This is a genomic window from Planctomycetota bacterium (assembly GCA_016235865.1).
GTDB lineage: Bacteria > Planctomycetota > MHYJ01 > JACQXL01 > JACQXL01 > JACRIK01.
On the sequence record JACRIK010000019.1, the window covers coordinates 45,354 to 65,550 of the forward strand.

At 49.8% G+C, this 20,197-nt stretch carries 16 protein-coding genes; 7 read left to right on the top strand and 9 right to left on the bottom strand.

The features are described from left to right. The first annotated feature begins 10 nt into the window (after positions 1-10). Complete coding sequence (locus tag HZA49_05710; protein MBI5778935.1) at positions 11-298, top strand: hypothetical protein; 288 nt, start codon at positions 11-13, stop codon at positions 296-298. A gap of 244 nt (positions 299-542) precedes the next feature. Here the strand turns inward: HZA49_05710 and HZA49_05715 are convergent, their stop codons facing one another. Further along, on the bottom strand, positions 543-938 hold the full coding sequence (locus HZA49_05715) for a hypothetical protein (GenBank protein ID MBI5778936.1): 396 nt from the start codon (positions 936-938) through the stop codon (positions 543-545). 180 nt (positions 939-1,118) lie between these two features. Here HZA49_05715 and recG point away from each other — a divergent pair, with 180 nt between their 5' ends. The 5 genes from recG (at position 1,119) to mreD (ending at position 6,542) form a co-directional block, all read left to right on the top strand. After that, positions 1,119-3,227, top strand: a complete 2,109-nt coding sequence (gene recG, locus HZA49_05720) for an ATP-dependent DNA helicase RecG (protein MBI5778937.1) — start codon at positions 1,119-1,121, stop codon at positions 3,225-3,227. Positions 3,228-3,311: 84 nt separating this feature from the next. Beyond that, the gene (locus tag HZA49_05725; protein ID MBI5778938.1) at positions 3,312-3,701 is read left to right on the top strand and encodes a hypothetical protein; all 390 of its coding nucleotides are present in this window, start codon (positions 3,312-3,314) and stop codon (positions 3,699-3,701) included. A 197-nt stretch (positions 3,702-3,898) separates the two neighbouring features. Further along, the gene (locus HZA49_05730) at positions 3,899-4,963 is read left to right on the top strand and encodes a rod shape-determining protein (GenBank protein MBI5778939.1); all 1,065 of its coding nucleotides are present in this window, start codon (positions 3,899-3,901) and stop codon (positions 4,961-4,963) included. 72 nt (positions 4,964-5,035) lie between these two features. Beyond that, the gene (locus HZA49_05735; GenBank protein MBI5778940.1) at positions 5,036-5,935 is read left to right on the top strand and encodes a rod shape-determining protein MreC; all 900 of its coding nucleotides are present in this window, start codon (positions 5,036-5,038) and stop codon (positions 5,933-5,935) included. A gap of 103 nt (positions 5,936-6,038) precedes the next feature. Next, entirely contained in the window at positions 6,039-6,542 is a 504-nt protein-coding gene (gene mreD, locus HZA49_05740) for a rod shape-determining protein MreD (protein ID MBI5778941.1), read from the top strand. Between the two features lie 5 nt (positions 6,543-6,547). Here the strand turns inward: mreD and HZA49_05745 are convergent, their stop codons facing one another. Further along, positions 6,548-7,747, bottom strand: coding sequence for an HD domain-containing protein (locus HZA49_05745; protein MBI5778942.1), 1,200 nt, complete (start codon positions 7,745-7,747; stop codon positions 6,548-6,550). 2 nt (positions 7,748-7,749) lie between these two features. Further along, positions 7,750-9,102, bottom strand: a complete 1,353-nt coding sequence (gene glmM, locus HZA49_05750; GenBank protein ID MBI5778943.1) for a phosphoglucosamine mutase — start codon at positions 9,100-9,102, stop codon at positions 7,750-7,752. A gap of 182 nt (positions 9,103-9,284) precedes the next feature. On the opposite strand from glmM, the gene HZA49_05755 reads away from it, so the two are divergent. Continuing rightward, positions 9,285-11,642: an FHA domain-containing protein gene (locus HZA49_05755; protein MBI5778944.1), complete on the top strand. Its 2,358-nt coding sequence runs from the start codon at positions 9,285-9,287 to the stop codon at positions 11,640-11,642. A 50-nt stretch (positions 11,643-11,692) separates the two neighbouring features. Here HZA49_05755 and HZA49_05760 read toward each other — a convergent pair whose 3' ends face one another. The 6 genes from HZA49_05760 to HZA49_05785 all read right to left on the bottom strand — a co-directional run bounded on the left by HZA49_05760 (position 11,693) and on the right by HZA49_05785 (position 20,035). Continuing rightward, positions 11,693-13,906 (bottom strand): S41 family peptidase, encoded by a 2,214-nt coding sequence (locus HZA49_05760; protein MBI5778945.1) that lies wholly within the window; start codon positions 13,904-13,906, stop codon positions 11,693-11,695. A 143-nt stretch (positions 13,907-14,049) separates the two neighbouring features. Next, positions 14,050-15,579, bottom strand: a complete 1,530-nt coding sequence (locus tag HZA49_05765; GenBank protein MBI5778946.1) for a hypothetical protein — start codon at positions 15,577-15,579, stop codon at positions 14,050-14,052. Positions 15,580-15,700: 121 nt separating this feature from the next. Then, positions 15,701-17,692 carry a trypsin-like peptidase domain-containing protein gene (locus HZA49_05770; protein ID MBI5778947.1) on the bottom strand — a complete coding sequence of 664 codons (1,992 nt, stop codon included), beginning with the start codon at positions 17,690-17,692 and terminating at the stop codon, positions 15,701-15,703. Positions 17,693-17,721: 29 nt separating this feature from the next. Then, the gene (locus HZA49_05775) at positions 17,722-17,979 is read right to left on the bottom strand and encodes a GIY-YIG nuclease family protein (protein ID MBI5778948.1); all 258 of its coding nucleotides are present in this window, start codon (positions 17,977-17,979) and stop codon (positions 17,722-17,724) included. A gap of 17 nt (positions 17,980-17,996) precedes the next feature. Then, positions 17,997-19,376: a PDZ domain-containing protein gene (locus tag HZA49_05780; GenBank protein ID MBI5778949.1), complete on the bottom strand. Its 1,380-nt coding sequence runs from the start codon at positions 19,374-19,376 to the stop codon at positions 17,997-17,999. Further along, positions 19,373-20,035, bottom strand: a complete 663-nt coding sequence (locus HZA49_05785) for a hypothetical protein (protein ID MBI5778950.1) — start codon at positions 20,033-20,035, stop codon at positions 19,373-19,375. Before HZA49_05785 ends, HZA49_05780 begins: the two co-directional genes overlap by 4 nt. Positions 20,036-20,197: the final 162 nt, after the last annotated feature.

The following is a 20,197-nucleotide window of genomic DNA, read 5'->3' on the forward strand; positions in this document are numbered from 1 at the left end:
GCCGGCTGGCTTGCCCAGCATCGTGCCGGGTTATATCGACCTGGCCGAACTGAACCGGGATATGCAGGCCCGGCGGGACCTGATACCGCGCCTGAGGCGGGCCACATCCATCATGGAAAGCATGGACGACACGGCCCTGCTCTTAGGGTCGGATGTGTTTACCAACTGTCTGGCCTTCTACAAAGCGGTCAAGGCCGCGGCTCAGGCCAATGTGCCGGGTTCCACCTCGGTCTATCAGGACTTGGCCGCCCAATTCCCGGGCCGGCCCAGGTCAATCCCAACCCCGCCTAACCCCTAAACCACTCCTGGGGTAGAAAAAACCACTTCGGAGGGGGATAAAACCCCCTCTGAGGTGGTAAAAACCACCTCTGAACCTATAACAACCACCTCGGAACCTGTAAAAACCACTTCCGAACCTATAAAAACCACTTCCGAACCTGTAAAAAGCACTTCTGGACCTATAAAAGGTGGTTCCGGACGTGTAAATATACGTTCTGGACCTATAAAAGGTGGTTCCGAAGTGGTTATTAGAATGAGCGTCCCTACTTTTGGGCCGGCCACAGCGCCCGGCGGATGTAGGTGAGCAGGGTGATCATAACCGCAGTAAGTCCCAGACAGTAGATAATGAATAAGAAAAACAATTCCGGTCTGTCGATGGGTTTATAAATAAGGCCAACAAATGCCGTCACGACAAACAGTGCACCCAGGATGGAAATAATTACGAGTGGAATCCTTAATGCCTTATGTAGTTTGACATTGCATATGACCAGCACTGAAATCGGAATAATCACCAGGGCCGTGATAAGTACTACAAAAAAGTTTGTTTTTCCTCTGATAGGATTTTCCAGGAGTAGTGCGCCTATAGGCAGGATTACAATCATGATGCTGGCAAGGATTATGGCGATAACAGCCGAGGCGATAACGATGGCCTTTTTCATATTATAATCTATTAAATCTGTCTTATCCGTGTTTACCCCCACACCAATACATTGGTGTGGGGGTTTATCTATTTACGCAATTATCTTTCTACCAAATCCAGCTGAGAATGTCAAGCGGAATGATTTATACTGCGCTATTTTCCTTGCCCAATTTCGCCCGCCGGGTATAATACCCGCCAAATGCGCTCGCTTGATGACTCGGTCCAGTTCCTAAAAGGCGTCGGGCCCCAGAGGTCCAAACTCTTCCTGCGCCTGGGCATCAATACCGTCTCCGACCTGCTGGCCTACATCCCCCGCAAATATTTAGACCGCTCGCAAATCAAGTCCATCAAGGAATCGCTGGCCTCGATTAACCCGGACGAAGAAGTCACCCTCAAGGGCACGATTACCGCAGTCAGATTACATCTGCCTAAATACCATAAGACTATCTTTGAAGTGGTCTTGAGCGATTCTACCGGACATATCTCGGCCACCTGGTTTAACCAGCCGTACCTGCAGACGGTCTTTGCCAAGGGCCAGGAGGTAATTCTTTCGGGTAAGATAAAGTTCTACAAGTATCCGCAGTTGTCTTCGCCGGAATATGAGTTTATCAGCGGTGATAATTTTGCACCCCTGCATTCTCAGGGTATTATCCCCTGCTATCCCTTAACCGAAGGCCTGACCCAGAAATTCCTCCGGCGCATCATCAGGTATTGTTTGGATAATTACATTTCACTGGTTCAGGATAACTTAGGCTCAGCGCTTAAGGTAAAACACAATCTATTGGAGTTACCAGAGGCAATAAGACAGATTCATTATCCGGATTCAGCCGAGCAGATGGCTAAGGCACGGGTCCGGTTGGTCTATGATGAACTGTTACTCTTCCAACTGTCCCTGGGCTTAAGAAGACAACAAATCAAGCAGACCGCGGTAAAATATCCCATCGCCATCTCCGAACAATTAGAGGAACGCATCCGTAAGAGAATCCCCTTCCAACTCACCCGCGCCCAAGAAAAGGTGATTGCCGAGATAAGGCAGGACATCACCAGAAATTATCCGATGAACCGGCTACTGCAGGGCGATGTGGGCTCAGGCAAGACCATCGTTGCCATCTATGCCATCCTGGCGACTATCGGGAACGGATTGCAGACGGCATTTATGGCGCCGACTGAAATACTGGCTGAACAACACTTCCGCAACCTCTCGCATCTCTTAGCCGATTCCCAGGTACGAATGGTGTTGTTAAAGAGCGGGCTTGGCACGGCCGAGCGCCGGAAGATACGCGGGCTGATTGAGGCAGGCGAGGTGGATTTGGTTATCGGCACGCATGCCTTAATCCAAAAGGACGTGGTATTCCGAAAACTGGGTTTATTGGTGATTGACGAACAGCACAAGTTCGGGGTAATGCAGCGGGCTGATTTGCGCGAGAAGGGCGAGAATCCCCATACCCTGATTATGACCGCAACCCCGATTCCGAGGACCCTGGCCCTGACTGCATTCGGAGACCTGGACATCTCCACGATTGACGAACTGCCGCCAGGCCGTCAGCCCATCAGGACGGTTCTGAGGCCATCAAACAAGATGCCGGACGCGTTTGGTTTTATCCGGGAGAAAATCCGGGCCGGACGGCAGGTATATTTCGTCTATCCGCTGATAGAGGATATTGAAGAGATTGATAGCAAGACCGCCCAGAGGCAGTTATACAAGGTCAATCTAAAATCCGCCACAACAATGGCCAAATATCTGAAAGAGCAGGTGTTCCCTGAATGCACGGTGGCGCTGTTGCACGGAGATATGAAGGATGCCCGTAAGGAGAAGATAATGGCGGATTTCCGGGCCGGCAAGACAGATATCCTAGTCTCGACTGTGGTGATAGAGGTGGGCATAGACGTGGCCAATGCCTCGGTGATGGTGATAGAGCACGCTGAACGCTACGGCCTAGCCCAGTTGCACCAGTTGCGGGGCCGGATTGGACGCGGGGCGCACCAGTCATACTGCCTGCTCTTCGGTGATTTTACCACGCCTGAGGCCGAACAGCGGCTGAAGATTATGGAGGAGACCTCGGACGGATTCAGGATTGCGGAGGAGGATTTGAGGATTCGCGGGCCGGGCGAGTTCCTAGGCACCAGGCAAAGCGGACTGCCGGAATTCCGGGTGGCCAACCTGGCCACGGATTTCGGGGTGCTGAAACTGACCCAAACGGATGCCAAAGAGATACTGGACCGGGACCCATTCCTGGACCAACCCGACAACCGCAGATGGCGGCAGGAGATAAAGAACCATTTCAGTAATATAGTAACCATGCCGTAAAGGAACTGTAAAAATAATTTTATCATTTACTTGACAAGGAGTTAAATTAGGATATTTATTGAGTCTCATAAGGAAGCCTATTCTATGCCAGATGAATTTGAAGAAATCATTCCGGCGGCTGAAGAGCCCGCAGAGCCGGTGCTTGACGCGGCTGATACCATGGCCGGCGACGACCTGGCGCCGGTAGATGGAGCCGTGGACGTCTCGGATACCATGGCCGAATCCTCATTTGCTTCAGGCCAGGGGGAAGTCCCGGGCGGCGCGCCGATGATGCCCGGCGCCGGACCGGCAACCTTCACCATTACCAAACCGAGAAGCAATATCTTCACCCTGCTGTTAATTCTGGCTTTTCTTTGCATCGGGCTGGCTATTTATTTCCTGGCACACGAATTAAATAATTACTACGGCGTAACCTTTGGAGGGATATTGTCACCGCCGAATAAAACCGCTGGAGCGACCGGGACCGAAAAATAACCCGGGGATGTCATTATTTACCCTCAAGTTTACCCGTTAAATATCCGATAAAATCACTTAAGGGAAAGAAATATACCCTAATATATTTTGTATCTGGTCCCCCGATGGACATCGGGGGACATAAGAAACTGTCCCTAACGGGACTCTCTTCGGTCGTAACCGACCAGGGGATTAACAGTTTCTAATGGAGTATTAAAATGGCTAATTTTTTAGATGATGTGATGGGCATGCTCTCAACCGATATCGGCATTGATTTAGGCACCTGCAACACCCTGGTCTGCGTCAAGGGCGAAGGCATTATCCTGTCCGAGCCGTCGGTGGTGGCGGTGCACAAAGGGACCAACAAAGTCCTGCTCAACGGCCAGGCGGTCGGCAACGTGGCCAAGGAAATGTTGGGCAAGACCCCGGGCGGCATCTCGGCGGTCCGGCCCCTAAAGAACGGTGTCATCTCAGATTTCGACCTGGCCGAGGCATTGATTCGTTATTTTATCCAGAAGGTCCGGACTTATAAGGGCTGGAAATTGATTAAACCCCGGGTGGCCATCTCCATCCCTTCGGGCATATCAACCGTGGAAAAACGGGCGGTGATAAATTCGGCCGAACGGGCCGGAGCCCGGCGGATATTCCTGGTGGTGGAGCCGATTGCCGCGGCCATCGGCGTGGGCCTACCCATCCAGGAACCGGTGGCCAATATGATTGTTGATATCGGCGGCGGCACGACCGAGGTGGCCGTAATTTCACTGGGCGGCATCGTCACCTTCAAGAGCATCCGGGTGGCCGGCGACGAGATGGATGACGCGATTGTCCAGCATATGAAGAGCACGTATAATCTCCTGATCGGCGAGCAGATGGCCGAGCGAATCAAGGTTACCCTGGGGTCCGGTTCCCCGCTGGAAAAAGAATTGACCATGGAGGTGGGCGGACGCGATATGGTGGCGGCCCGACCCCGTAAGGTAATTGTCAATTCCGAGGAAATCAGAGAAGCATTAAAGAAACCTCTGGATGCCATCCTGGGTGCCATCCGGGAAACCCTGGAAAAGACGCCGCCGGAATTGTCAGCCGACCTGATAAACTACGGGCTGACCATGGTGGGCGGCGGTTCGCTCCTGCGCGGGATTGACAAGGCCATCTCCAAGGAAATCCAGATACCGGTCCGGGTGGACGAAGACCCGTTAACCGCTGTAGCCAAGGGCACCGGTATTGTCCTGGAGAACCTAGACCTGGTCCATGAAAGTCTGGAAAGCGGCGAGGACCTCATGTAATTAACTTCGGAATGTGGAGTGCGGAATGCGGAATAATTCCACGTTTATCATTCCCCTTTCCGCATTTACACAATGAAATTCTCTCCTGTGATTCTTTTGGTTATCACCATCATCATTATCATCGCGCCAATCCAATGCCTGAATAAGACGGAATTGACCCTGTTAACCCTGGCCCGGCCGTTCACCTATTTCTACGCCAAGACGCCTTCGGATGACACCATCACGCCCGAGATTTACCAGTCACTCAAACCCAATGACAGGAACAAGTTCCTGGAACAGCAGGTGGCTGAACTCAGAAGCCAGATTGTCCTGCTTAAGAATGAGAATTCCGCGCTGGCGAGCAAGCTGAAAACCATCAGCGATTTCCGCGAGATTGCCGCATCCGGAATGAATATCAAGCAGTATTACAATATCGTGCTGGCTGATGTGGTGATTAAAGCCGATGTCTCGGCCTGGCGCAGGAGTTTCCTGATTAACCGCGGGGCGAACGACGGGCTGCAGACCGGCTTTACCGTGGTCTCGGGCAAATACCTGATCGGCAAGGTCTCGGAAGTAAACGCGTCCAACAGCCGGGTACAGCTGATTACCGACCCGGCCTTCCGTTCCCAGGTGATGATTCTGCCGCCGCCGGAAGAGGCCGTGACGCCGACTGAGCCGGCGCCGGTGGCCAATCCGCCGGGCAAGAAAGCGGACAAGAAAACCACACCGGACCAGCCCCAAACCGGATTCGGGGTCCTGCTCGGGATTTCCTTTAACCGCTCGCTGGTTAAATGGGTCTCGCGGGAGCTGAAGGTCGGCAATAACTGGAATGTCTTTTCCGCCCCTGACCCCAGCGCCATAACGCCTTCGGGTTTGATTGTCGGGACCGTGGACAGCTTTTCCGTGGACGGCTATTTTTATACCTTAAATGTCAAGCCGGCCATCGACGCCTATAACCTGAGCAGCGTCCTGATACTGGTACCGAAGAAATAGTGTTATTATTCCCCTCTTTGAAAAAGAGGGGTTAGGGGAGATTTAAATCCCCCTTTATCCCCCTTTTCCAAAGGAGGATATCCTGCAAGGTAACAGCATTAAAATGAAAAACAGCATTTTCATCATCCTGGCGCTGGCGCTTATCTTCCTGGAAGCCCTGTTTTTCTATAAACTGGAAATCAGGGGGGTCAGGCCGGATTTTCTGCTTGTCCTGATATTCTTCATTGCCTTTAATACGCCGCTGGAAAAGGCCATCATCCCGGTCTGGCTGATCGGATTCTTCAAAGACATCGTCTCCCAAAGCGGACTGGGAACCACCGCCCTGCTTTATCTGGTGAGCGTGCTGGTTATTTCTCTCCTGAAAGAAGTGATTTTCAAGGATGATACCGGAATCCAGGTAGTGGTTTTATTCCTGAGCGTCTGGCTCTGCCATTTTCTTAATGGGCTGGGGCTGTTCCTTTTCTACTTCGCCGGCATGCCGCCTTTGGGCTATATCATGCTAAAATCACTGGCCACGTCGATTTATACCGTTCTGGTAGGCGGGCTATTACTCATCGCGGTTTATAAAATCCAATGGCATATCAGGTGGCGCGCCAGTCAGCCCTGATTATCTCAACCATTTCTTAATACGATCGCCTTCAGGATATCCATAATTTTCTCGTCAATGATCTTGTTTTTGACGTCGCCGTTAAGTATCCGGAGGGCTTCGGGAATCGGTATTTTCCTGCGGTAAGGGCGGTCTTCGGTCAGGGCCGTGAAACGGTCTGCTACTGCGATAATCCGCGCGCCCTGCGGGATATTGTCCGCATCCACTTCCAGGGGATACCCTTTCCCGTCCAACCGTTCGTGGTGATAGATTGCCCACTGGGCCACCTCGTCAAAACCAGGTATGGAACTTAATGTCAGATAGGTAAAATAAGGATGCATTTTAATGATATCGTATTCGTTCGGGGTAAGCGCGGCCGGTTTTTCCAGGATTTCATCCGGAATGGCCAATTTCCCGAGGTCGTGCAGCAATCCGGCAATCAGGAGATATTTCAATTCGGTTTTGGACCATCCCATGGATTTGCCGATTTTAATCGCTGTTTCCGCCACCTGAACCGAATGAAGCCTGGTAAAGTGGCTTTTATAATCAACCACCTGGGCAAAGATATAGGCCATGTCCACCATATTGTCAACGGTCATTTTCCGGTCGTCCTGGGGCGAGAATTCATTAAGGATGTCGTCCACGAATTCCGGCATCAGCCCTATCCAGAATATCTTGGAAGCGGTTATTTCCTGAAGCGATTCCACCAATTTGGAATTGAACCAGGTTCCCTGGCCCTGAGCAATTTTATTGATGATCTGGCTGGATTGGGGCAGTATATCCTTATCATCCTTGATGAGGACCTCAAACCGGTCCGAGATATGGATTATCTGGCTCAATAACGGGATTTCGTCTTGAGACAGACCTGAAGGATTGGGGCCAAAGTATTTATCGTGATGAAAGCGAATGGAGTCGGCAATCGGGCGCATCAATTCGCTTTTCTGGAGTATCTGGAAACCGGATTCGCAGTGCTGATAACAATTGGGGCAGTCAAACTCCATAATCTCCAATTTGTCCTTGGCTGAAAACGCCCCGATATCGTGCAGGAGTCCGGCATAAAACAAGGTGGTGGTATCTTCAGTGCTTAAATCGAGGTCCCGGGCCAGATTGAGGCAGATATGAGTGACCCGTTGGTGGTGCTTGCCGATGCGCCGATTAATCAGCCCGAGCGCATGCGATAACGACATGATAAATGTCTTGACAAAAGGCGCCGGACCGTCTGACATAGTTATCCTATTTCTTTCTTTATTATTACTGCGAGTTTGTCAGCCAACGCTTTTATATACGGGAAATTCCGGCCTTCTATCATTACCCGGCAAAGATTTTCGGTGCCTGAATATCTCAAGACCAGCCGGCCCTGATTACGCAGCAGTTTATGAATCCGGTCCGCCTCCTGCTTAACGGACTTGATATCTTCCAAAGTCGGTTTGGAGGCCACCGGCACATTAACGATAATCTGGGGGTATTGAGTAAAACCTTTTGAGAGCTGCCAAAGCGTCTTGCCTTCATCGGCCATTATTTTGAGCATCATCAAAGCCGTAATTACCCCATCGCCGTTTTTAGAGTAGTCCCTGAAGATAATATGGCCGGACGGCTCTCCGCCGACAGAAAATCCGTTTTTGAGCATCTCGTCCAGGACATATTTATCGCCCACCCGGGTACGCACCAATCTGACACCTTGCTTGCCGAGGGTGCTTTCCAACGCGCTGTTGGTCATTATGGTGCCGACCACGGTATTATTCCTCAAGAACCCCCTTTTCTTCAGGTAACCGGCTGCGATATAGAGGACGAAATCGCCGTCGCGGATATCGCCTTTTTCATCAACCATAATCACCCGGTCGCCGTCACCGTCAAATGAGAATCCGATATGCGCCTTGGCCGCCAGGACTTTACGCCTGAGGGTTTGGGGATGGAGCGAACCACAACGACTGTTAATATTTTCGCCGTCCGCCCGGTGATTAATGGGAATAATTGTCGCGCCGGTCCGGCTGAATATCGCCGGCGCAATCTCAGCCAGCGCACCATTGGCGCAATCCAAGACTATTTTGGTGCGGGGCGAAAGAATACTGACTTTAGAGCTCAGGATAATCCGGGGGATATCATTTATATATCGCTGCGTCAACTCCGGCTTGACCATAGCCGAAAACACGCCCGGCTTGACGATCCGCTTTTTAAGACCGGAACGAATCTGTTGTTCCATTTTCTCCTCTGTTGAATTAGTTATCTTAAGTCCATTGGCGGAGAACAATTTTAGACCATTGTAACTGGAAGGATTATGAGAAGCGGAAATCATTATACCAACCGCATATTCCCCGCATTTGGCCAGATAAGCCAGACCGGGAGTTGAGATGACCCCGGCGCTGTCAACATTTACGCCCACCGACGCAAGCGCGTCGGAGAGTATTTTTTCTATTTTTGCCCCTGACGGTCGCGTATCACGGCCGATGATTACCTTTGACGCCCGGCGCCCGGCAGGGATATTCGACCCGATAACCCGGCCCAATTTATCCAGAAATGCCGGTTTAAGGAATCCATGATTCACAATATCCCTGATGCCATCCGTGCCGAATATTTTTCCCATAAATCAACTTTCTTCTTGTATTATAATCCACCCGAGATATAATATATTATAAAAATATAGCGGTTTCAGCAAATTCTTGTATTAAAATATTTATCCCGTTAGAAGATTCTGCAATCATGGCTATAACAATGATATAAGTTTGTTACTCAATTACAGGTCTTTCTAACGGGGCTGACACAACTATGCATCTATATATAAAGTCTGATTTACCGCCATCCTCCGCGCCGCAACGCCATTTTGACCTTGTTAAATTCTTTGACCAGAGTAAAGGCCCGGTTAAATTCTGGATTGGCCGGGATGACGACTGCCAACTCAAGATTGCCGACGAGAAGATTTCACGCCATCATTGCTACATAGAAAGAACCAAGGAAGGATCCATAAAACTGGTTGACAATAACAGCACCAACGGATTTACGGTCAACGGCATCAAGGTAGCAGAAACAATTCTCACCGATAATGATGCCATCTGCATCCGGCATTACGAAATGGCGTTAAAAAAAGAGTTGGTTGCCGGCAACGCTGCGGACAAGCCGCATGCGATCTTATCAACACCGCAGTTTAAGATGCCGGAACACGCGATAAGAAAACATAAGAAACATGCCGAGGATAACTCTTTCCGGTTATTAGTTACGGTCTTTTTCCTGGTGATTGGGATTGTGCTTTTGGCAATCCTCTTCTCTGAAAACAAAACAGACGAAGCCAGAAAAGGTGACTGGCAAGCGACCGAGAAGGCAAAGAAGAACCAGTCGCCCGGTGCTTCTTCCGGTGGACAGACCGAAGCCAAAAAAACCGACATCCCCAAACAAAGCCGGCCGTCATCCACAACCACAACTATATCAGGCGGAGACAGCCCGGCGCGCAAGACCGACGAGGAGTTCGAGCGTCAGCAAAAAATAATCAAGGAACAACGGGACCGGCAGGACGCCGAACGCCAGGCAAAACTGAAAGCCGCTACGGAAAAGCAGACTACCTCGAAACAGCGCCAGGAGGAACAGCGCCTGATGGCTATGGAACAAGCCAGATGGACTGAAGTCAAGGCAACCGCCGCGCAGGAAATCGCCAAATACCAGTATACCGGCGCGATTAAATGCGTGGCGGAATTCATTAACACGGCTAAAACCGCTTCCATAGAAGAAGACGCCCGGGATCATCTGGACAATATCAAAGGCGAATCCTCGCTTTTTGCCGGCCTGGTAAAGAGTTTGACCGGTGGATCCAGCCGCAAGAAGATTGTATTGGACACTTCATATGAAGTCTGGATAACAAAGGCAACTGAGATCGGGTTTGAGGGTAACGTGGCCGGTTTGGGCGACAGCGTTTATTACCGGCAGTGGAAAGATACGCCGACTGCGGCGATTTTGAATTTATTCCCGCGCGACCTGGGGAAATTAGAGCGTTTCTACTCCGCCACTTTCTGCTATAACCATAATCTTACTTCGGACGGCGAACGAATATTAATCTACTGCTTCAGGGCCTACCCCGACCAAAAAGACCGATTCAGCCAGTTTCTGGCCCGTTATAAAAATATTCCACTGCCGGACGGCGGATTTGCCGAATACCAGGGGCAGCTGGTTACGGCTGAGGATAAATCCTACCTGGAAAAAGGTTATGTTAAATACAACGACAGGTGGATGCCTTATGATGACATGATGACTGCCAAAGGACTGGTCAAATTCCAGGGTAAGTGGGTAACTCCTGATGAAAAGGCAAAGATAGAGGCGCGGTTGGCGGCCCTGACTTCCCTAAAAAAACAATTGGCGCCTAAAGGGATGATTGACAAGACCGGCGCTGACAAAGAACAATTACCCTGGGATAAAGCACGCATCAAAGAAACGGAACATTATATCATCAAGGCAAATATCAGCCAGGAGTCCATCGATGACCTTTGCTTTTTGATGGAGTGTTTCTATTTTGAAGCCAAGAAAATATTTAAGGTCACCCGCGACCCGGGCACTAAACTTAAGATTTTCGTCTTTAAGAATGACAAGGAATATTATGCTAACGGAGGTTCTTCAGGATCCAGGGGCATTTTCAGGGACACGGGCAGTGATAAGCAGATAATGACATTTTACCAGCCGCCCTTAACCACTTCGGTACTGCTGCATGAAGGCACTCACCAATTTGTTAACATTGCCTGTTCAAATGTGCCCATCTGGATTAATGAGGGATTAGCTACATATTACGAATCAAGCAAGTTTGAAGGCACGGCGCTTAAAACAAATATCGTCAACAACAACCGATTACAGTTAATCAGGGACTTAATCCTCAAGAAAGACGTGCCGCGGCTTGAGGACATCATAAATATCCGGCAGGCGAATTTTACCATTTATGAATATGCCCACTGCTGGAGTTTAGTTTATTTCTTTATGAATTACAGTCAGGGCCAGTATGCAGACGAGCTGGAGGCATACTTTGAAGCGATAAAAAGAAAGGGATTCGAGAACCGCCCGCAGCATAAGCAACTCTTCGAAAATATCTTTAAGGTGAAGTTCGAGGTGCTGGAAAAGCAGTGGGAGGATTATATCCTGAAGTTAAGATAACCCCCGCGGATTTGCATCCCCGCCTGACCTTGGCCGTCAGTTCGAGCAGGCTATTTCACCAAACTTTCCTTGTCCTTGTCGCTGTCAAACTTATGGGAAAATTTCTTATAAGCCGGAATAGTATCCGGATTGATATTCACCTGGGCGGACCGACAGGCCTCGATAATCGCACGTTGCAAGACCATATCCGTCTGAACATCCACAATAAATTCCTTCTGGCGGTCGTCCGCTACTTTCCGTCTAATATGTCCCCTTAACGCCTGGCGCACCTCGTCTTTTTCCAGACGCTCCTTGCACCGGCTGTAGAACTTCTCAAAATCAGGATAGTTCGCATAGTTCTCTCCGTCATCCTCGGCCAAGGTCTGGAACAACAGTTTATTATTCTCGTAATATTCATTTGTATACTTATCCAGCTCGCCTGATTCAATAAGTTTATTAAATTCCGATGCCTTGCCGAAATCCTGTTCCGGCGCAATCGCCTTAATATCCGGCTCAACCCCGCCCTTGCCTTCCTTATTTTTCTCGACCGACCGGCCTGACGGCAGGTAATATTTGGCGATGGTCATTTTTAATGCGGTTGCGCCATCGGTGGTGGACAGGTCTATGGGCTGCTGAACACTGCCTTTGCCATAGCTGGTTGAACCGACAATAACGGCCTTATGGTAATCCTGCATTACGCCGGAGAATATCTCTGAGGCGCTGGCGCTTCCCCCGTCAATCAGAATATACATCGGCACGTCTATTTTATCATCATTCTGTGTTCTATATTCCGCGACAATGCCTTTTCTGTCCCGGGTCGTGACAATGACCTTATCCTTTTCTATAAACAAATCTATCATCTCATTCACTGTTCTGAGCAGACCGCCCGGATTCCCCCTGATATCAATGATAATCGCCTTGACCGACTGATATTTCATCTCCTGCAGGCATTTACTTGCTTCCTTGGCCGTATCGGTGGCAAAATTGACGGTAAGTTGAAGATATCCGATATTACCCGGCAGGATATGATAGGATGCGGTGGAGACATTAACAATAGCACGAGTTAGAGTGTATTCCCGTTCCTTAGGCCAGCCGCGGCGATAGACCTTGATTTTAACCGGCGTACCCGGGTCGCCTTTCAAACTCTTAACCAATTTATTAATATCCTTACCGCGGGTTGTTTCACCCTCTACCTCAATGATTCGGTCTAAGGAACGAAGCCCGGCCTTATCGGCCGGCGCGCCATATATCGGCCGTTCAATGGTCAGGTAATCATCTCGCATACTCACATGGGCGCCAATCCCGCCGTATTTCTTGGAGATGTCCTCATTGGCTCTTTTCTTATCTTCTTCATCCTCGTATTCTGAAAATCGGTCTAAACTGCCGGCGATACCCTTGGCCGCAGCAGTCATCAGTTTCTTGATATCAAACTGATTGGGATCAACATACCGTTCCTTAATCAGCCCTAAAACCTCATCCAAAAGGGTGTAATCAATCTCTGATTTCTTGGACGATTTTGAGGTCTTGCGGCTATATGAATCCTGGTCTTCTTTATACTTCAGAAATAACCTGGCCAATCGGCCGGTCGGAGTCGGGTCTAAGGATAATTGTTTTAACACGTCCTTGCTTCTCTCAAAATCATTCATTGATGCCAGAACCAATGCGGCTGACAATCTGATATCCGGGTCTTTGAGAGTGGAGATTTCCCTTACCTCCTTAACAGCTAATGATGACCGGTCCACTTCATACCATAGTTTTGCCAGCCAGAGCCGGCGGCTTGCCTCAAGCGTTCCATCCAGAATGGACTGGACCTTCTTGGCCAGTTCGCCCCGGTCGATATCGCTTCCGCCCCCATCACTGGCGATAAGATTAGCCAATACCTCTGCGGCCGCGGAAAAAACCTGTTTATCAATCTGCTGGGCCGGCAAGGCCAATACCGCAATGAGGACCTTTACGGCCTCCTCGCGATAACCCACCTGATACATGGCCCGGGCGCAACCAACCCGCACCTTGATGTCGGAATTCTCTAAGCCAAGAGCTAACTTAGCCAACCCATCTTTGCCAACGGCTTCTATCTCTGCCACGGCCTTCCAGAAACTATCCGTGGTAATATCCTGCTTGGCTAACCCTGAAATAAGGTCGCCAATATTAGCCGCGGGCTGTTTTACCGGAGGCGGCAGTGTTCCGGTTGCGGCTGGCGGCTCCCCGATAGACATCGGGGTAAAACTCATCAGCGAAACCAAGATAACGGCGTAAAGCAAAGTCGTGATAATCTTCTTAGGCATATCTATTCCTTTCGCAATCAACAGTAACTTAAGATTCTAGGATTTGTATATTATCAATTATTTTCAAGACAGTCAAGTATAAACCAAAAAGGGGATACCCAGCCTGTCCAAGCTGAATATCCCCTGTCTTCACCAAAAATTAATTACCACTGCCAGTTGTTCCAGAAGAAGAAATAACCAATACCGCCGCAGGAATAGAATACCCCAATCATCTCGGCGCGTTGTGCTTCAGTCACTTCTCCAAAATTACCGTAATACCACGGCGTCCCTGCAGGAATCCCTTGCGGAACTACACTGGCAACCGAAACATCATGCCCGCTGCTTTCGTATCTCCGTGTTCCACCTGTGGTATTGTCAAACATAAAATCAAAACTACCCACCAGAGATTTTAGGGCGCTGGTATCCGTAACCTCAACATAAGCCGCACCGTCCCAGGCATACCACTTAACATCAACCGAAGTTATCCTTTTGCTCCCATCAACATTAACCTTAATTGAAGGAACAAAACCCTTGATAACTGTTCCGGAAATAGGCGAGGCCACCGCCACATCAAATTCAGCGCTGGAAAGTAAGGTTGATGTGCCAGTGTTGGTAACTCCAAACTTCCAGAATCCGACTGGAATTGTCCCGGTAAGCGAACCTGTTGAGTAAGATATATTACCGTATCTTTCTCCAGCAAAGAAGTCATTCGCCCAGGCCTCCCATTCACCACCGACGGTCGGCCCACCGGTAGTATTATTCAGATTAGATATCGGGGTTGAAGTATCATAGATAAAACCGCTATCTTTCGCTTCCACACTGGCAGGCGGATACAATTCCAACAATGCCTTGGGTGTTCCGGTCGGAGGACCTATAAACTGCTGAACAGTGATTCCCATAAAATTGCTATCCAGTTGGAAGTTATAGCCACCGCTGAACGTGAAAGTGCTTGGGTTGGGGAAACCGGTACCGCTGATGGCTGAATAATCCCCGCTCCAATTATAATCAGGCCTAAGATTCCAATATACGCCGCCCTGATAATTAAAATACAGATTCTTAACAATCTTGAGCAGGTCGTCGTTCTTGGCTAAATCAAGCAATTGGGACTGGCTCAAGGAAAAAGCGGTTGTGGTTACCGTATTTTCGGTCAGGGCAACATCGCTGTCGGTAATACTTTGCTCAATCGTTCCCAGATCAAGCGAGGAAGCAGTAGCCGAACTTACCGGAGCCAGGAGCATACTGTCTGTTGTATTCATCTTCAAGGCAACATAACCCACGAATTTCTCCCGGCCGGTTACGCTACTATCTACCAGAATCAAAAGCCAATTCCTGTCCTTCTCTAATGATAAATTAAAGGTGCCGTCTACGTTTATAACCGCCTCTTTTATCCCCTGGAGACAATATTCGCCCAAGTATCCGCTGTCATATGGCATTGCAATAACCTTATCCACCGTGCCATCAGAATACGCCGCCCAGGCCTTCTGGGGTTGGAAAATAGTGCAGAACCTATCAAGGATATTTGATGGCGCTGCAGCAACAATATAACTGGTACCGATTTTACCGCTTAGCGTCAGTTTGGCTACGCTGCTGCTGCCGCTGGAACTACTACTACCTCCGCAGCCGTTATAACCGATAACTATCACGGCTATCAATACTGCAACCAGCCCCAGCTTCATCCAAAGTCCTCTGTTCATACACGCTCCTATCTTTTAGCTGCGGGTTATTTTGCTTATTATATAATCACTACAACAACCCTGAATAGCAATTATATATTAATATAACCACTTACATTAATTTGTCAAGTGGAATCTTGGATTATTTCGATGCCGATTCAATATTGCGCAGTACGCCTTTGTAGGCATTCAGAAATGCTTTTACGGACTTGTCGTCAAAGCCGGTGGTGGTGACCACCAGTCCGTCGGCCTGAACCGATTCGCCGGTATAATTGGCCTTCTTGGCCATCATAACCGCGGAATACTCTTCAGCCGTGGTTATTTTCTTGGAGATAAATCTCTCGTCGGCATTGATTAGTATCACCGATGCGCCGCCAATGGCGCCGATGGCCTTTTTATTGTCCAGGCAATACTTGATGGCCGAGATAACGCCTTTGTCATTGACACTTTCACCACCCATCAAAATAACGCCGTCAATTCCGGATAACGAATCAGGATTAACAACCTGGTCTTTCGCAGCATTTACAACGACAAATTCCGCGCCATTGGTCATAAGAAATCTCATAATTATCCCCAAGTATTCAGTATCTGAAGAAGAAGACCAAACCAATACCTTCTTTCTGGCCTTGCCGGCCGGCGCCAGGTCATAGAACGGCTTCAATGCCGTCCGGATTACGGTGTTCCCGCGCTGGATGACCAGGGAAATAAATTTCTTCCGCTCGGTTAATGACTTCTCTATTTCCGTCTGGAAATCATCAATGGTATTGACAGCGACATTGTTTATATTGGTAATCATATCGCGTATCTGGAGATCGGCCCGGGCGGATGAGGAATTGGGCTGAACCCTGGTCACCCGCACGCCCTTCCGGTGCGGCAGTCCATAAATATATTGGGTCAGGGCGGTTATTCGCTTTACCCCCAGGCCCAAGTCATCGTATCTCAGCTCCTTGATTTCACCCAACTGGTAGGCGTATTCCACGGCCGGCTCGTCTTCCACCATCTTGGTTTCAATAATACACTCACTATGTTTGTCCGACGGCCTGATAACCTTCAATTTGATGGGACTGCCTATTTCACGGCAGACAATATTCCAATTGACATCATTGGCCTCGGCCGGCGTGCGGGCTGAAATCGCCTTGTCATCAATCTCAACGATAACATCGCCGGTCCGCAACCCGGCTCGGTAAATATATGAATCCTCTTCCACAAAACTGACCAGCAACCCTTTGGCTACACCCAATGCCTGGGCCAGGTTGTCATCCAGCTGATTGCTGAAAATGAACGGGATATCAGCCCGTTTGAATCTCCCGTATTTCAGGAAATGCTCTTTTAACACCTTGACCACATTAATCGGTATGGCAAAACCGATGCCCTCTTGGCCTCCGCCGTAGGTATTCATCCCGATGACATTGCCCTTTTCATTGAGCAGCGGCCCGCCGCTGTTGCCCGGATTTATCGGCGCATCGGTCTGGAATACCTTGGTAAATGTCACCAAATCAGTCCGTTCAATGTTGCTTAAAATACCGGCGGTCAGGGTGCGTTTCAGCCCGCCCGGCGAACCGTAGGCATAGACCCGCTGTCCGGCCTGGACCGAATCGGAATCGCCTAATTCTATCGGAACCAGCGGATTCTCCGGCTCAATCTTGACCAGCGCCACATCCGGGTCCAGGCAATGCCCGATTACCTTTCCCTTATAACTCTTCTCATCGGACAATACCACGCTGATAAGCTTGGCAATCTCCCTGGGGTCCTCGCTGTCCCGTTCCATGGTCGAAACCACATGCCCGTTGGTCAGGATATAACCGTCCGAACTGATGATATAACCGCTGCCCAAGCCCAGTTCGTGCTGAATCGTCACTACCGACGGGTCGATCTTCTTCAGGAGCGATGACCCGGCCTCGTCCAGTTCCCCGGGCTTGGCGTCGGTATCGCCCGGCTGGCCTTCCCGACTTCCTTGCTCGGCCGGCGCAGGTTCCTGCACACCCGAAGGCGCTGTCCCGCCCGCGGCGGGAGTCCCTTTGGGTTCGCTATCGCGGTCACTGCTGTGTTCGCTACTATCCTGGCTTAATGTAATAGAAGAATCTGCTGTTGCCAAAATCGCAACCAGAACCATCAGATATATTAAATACTTCACCCAGCCCCTCCTTTCATTCCGCCCATAAGTTATGCGCTTAATGTTTCTTTAAGTCGTGTTTTTAGTTTCTGTAAACTACTGCCGTATTGTTTTAGGTGTTTTTCCCGCTCATAGGCATCTGATTTTGAGATATATGTTTCATAATATATTAAACTAACTGGAAGATATTTACCGGTAGAATATGATTTACCTAAATTATGTTCTTCCAACCTCTTTTTTAGGTCTGAGGTACAACCGACATAAAACCAATTGCTTTTTTGGCTTTTTAGCAGATAAACATAATACATCTTAGGAGGGGCTGGGTTCATTTTTTGCCCTTCAGGTTAAGCGCCGTAAAGGAGGTGGAAATCCCGTTGGAGGTCTTCACCAGGACAATGGCCACCTTATCACGCCTGATGGCCTCCACGGCCTTGATAAAATCGTCTACGTTCTTAATCGGGGTTTTATTTAATTCTATGATAACGTCGTCCCGGTTAATCAGATAGCTGCGTCCCGATATCGTCCCGGCCGGACTGCCCGGCAGGATATTATCAACTATCACGCCTTCCCGGATAAAAAGCCCTCTTTCGTAATAATCCACATCCGTAATATCCTGAACCGCCACGCCGATATCATCAGCCCGGAACTCCTTGGATTCGGGCTTCTTGGCGAACTTCACCTTGACCGGAATCACATCAGCCCCTCTTAATACCTTCAGATTTGCCTCCTTGCCCACCTCAGGGTCAAGGTATTTGACGAACTGCGATTCCAGGGCCTTGGCGCCCACCTTGGTCAGCGGCTTGTTATCAACCTCGATAATCAAATCGCCCTCTTTTATCCCGGCCTGTTCCATCGGGCTGTTCTTGACCGTGTATTTAACGATAATTCCCTTTTTGGGCAGGCCAATCATCTCGGCGTAATCCTCGTTAATCGGCGCCCAGCCGAATCCCAGCCAGGGCTTGCCTTTATCTTTTTCCTCATTGCTACCCGGCCCGGTTGACGGCTGGGCCTTGGCCGTCAGCTTGTCAATGCCCTTTTGCACCTCATTACTGACCACCCAGTTCTGGGGCAGGGACCGGCTGTATTCGGATGTTCCGGCGCCCCGCAACTGGACCGCGATAACCCGGCCGTCCAGGGTCAGCATCACCGCGCCCTGGTTTGAGGTCAGGCCCGGGCACTGAATCTGGTCAAAATCGCCGTCGTCATTCCGGCCCCTGACAAATCCCACGTCCACCAGCACCTTGAAATCATTGGACTTGCCGCCGTTGACCGCGCCCAGCACAAACTGCCCGGTCTGGACCGCATCGGCATTGGCGAAATTAACCGGCGTCAGCGGCGCCTCAACCTGGATTTTCATAATACTCACCCGAAGCCGCTCGTCCGACTGGACCAACGATGCTTCATATCCGGTATCATTCAGCCAGACCTCAACCCGGTCATAGGAATCCTTTTTTAAATAGGCCGGCAGAAGAATCTCGCCGGATGATGAAATAACCAATCCGGTCATGCCGGACACATTGCGTCCGCTGCCGATTTCCGCGTAGGCCAAACTCGGCTCTACGGCCTTGACCGCCTGATTGATATCATCCTGCAAAGTGGTGAGTATCTTGGGCACATCCGGCTTCTGCTCTATGGGCTGGGCGGAACAACTCCAGACGAAAATAGCCGTCGTAACCATGGCTAAAACAAATATAAATCTTTTCATTCTTTAGGTTGGGGTGGCGGTTGATTCTCTGCCGGTTTAGAATTATCCTTGGCCAGTTTAAATATACCCTCTTTGCCTAAGAAAGTGAAACTACCATTAATTTTGTTTCCTTCATATAAAATACGTCCTTTTATTTCTTTTAACAGCGGATGGGCCAAGGCCAGCTCAATCCGTTTCTCTCCGTTTTCCTGGACAAATATGGCATTACCGGTCCCGCCGGACTGGGACACCACGGCTAACTTGCCCGGCCCATCCTCCTTGAAAATAAACTGGAGGTTAACAAAGTTTATCTTTTCCTCGCCCTTGAAAAATATATCCCAGCCCCAGAAAACCAGGCCCGGGTCGTTCACCTGTTCCCAAACCGGCTTTACCGATTCAGAGGCCTTTCCTTCCTTGCTTTCGCCAGATACCTTTACCGTCTTGGCCGGGGCCTGTCCGGTCGGAGAGACCATCCGCTCGATGATCGGCCTGCGAACCAACACCCTTATCTCCCTGGCAGTCCCGTCCCAGTTGGATTCGCCCTTCCACATCCCGGCCAGCGAGGCCGGACCGAATGGCGCATCCGGACCCGGGCCTTCCATGCCGGCTTCATCAATGGCCACGCACCCGGCTGAAAGAAGCAACAACCCGATTACCAAATAAAATATTATCTTAGGCATTCCAAATAATATTAACAACAGGATTGAACAACCCCCTTTAATTCCCCCTTTGTTAAGGGGGACTAAGGGGGTTGTTACTCCGTTTCCCTTTGCGACGCAATGGTCGGTCAGCATTTAGCCGGGGGCTAAAGCGCACCGGGTACATCCTGTTGTCTATAATTT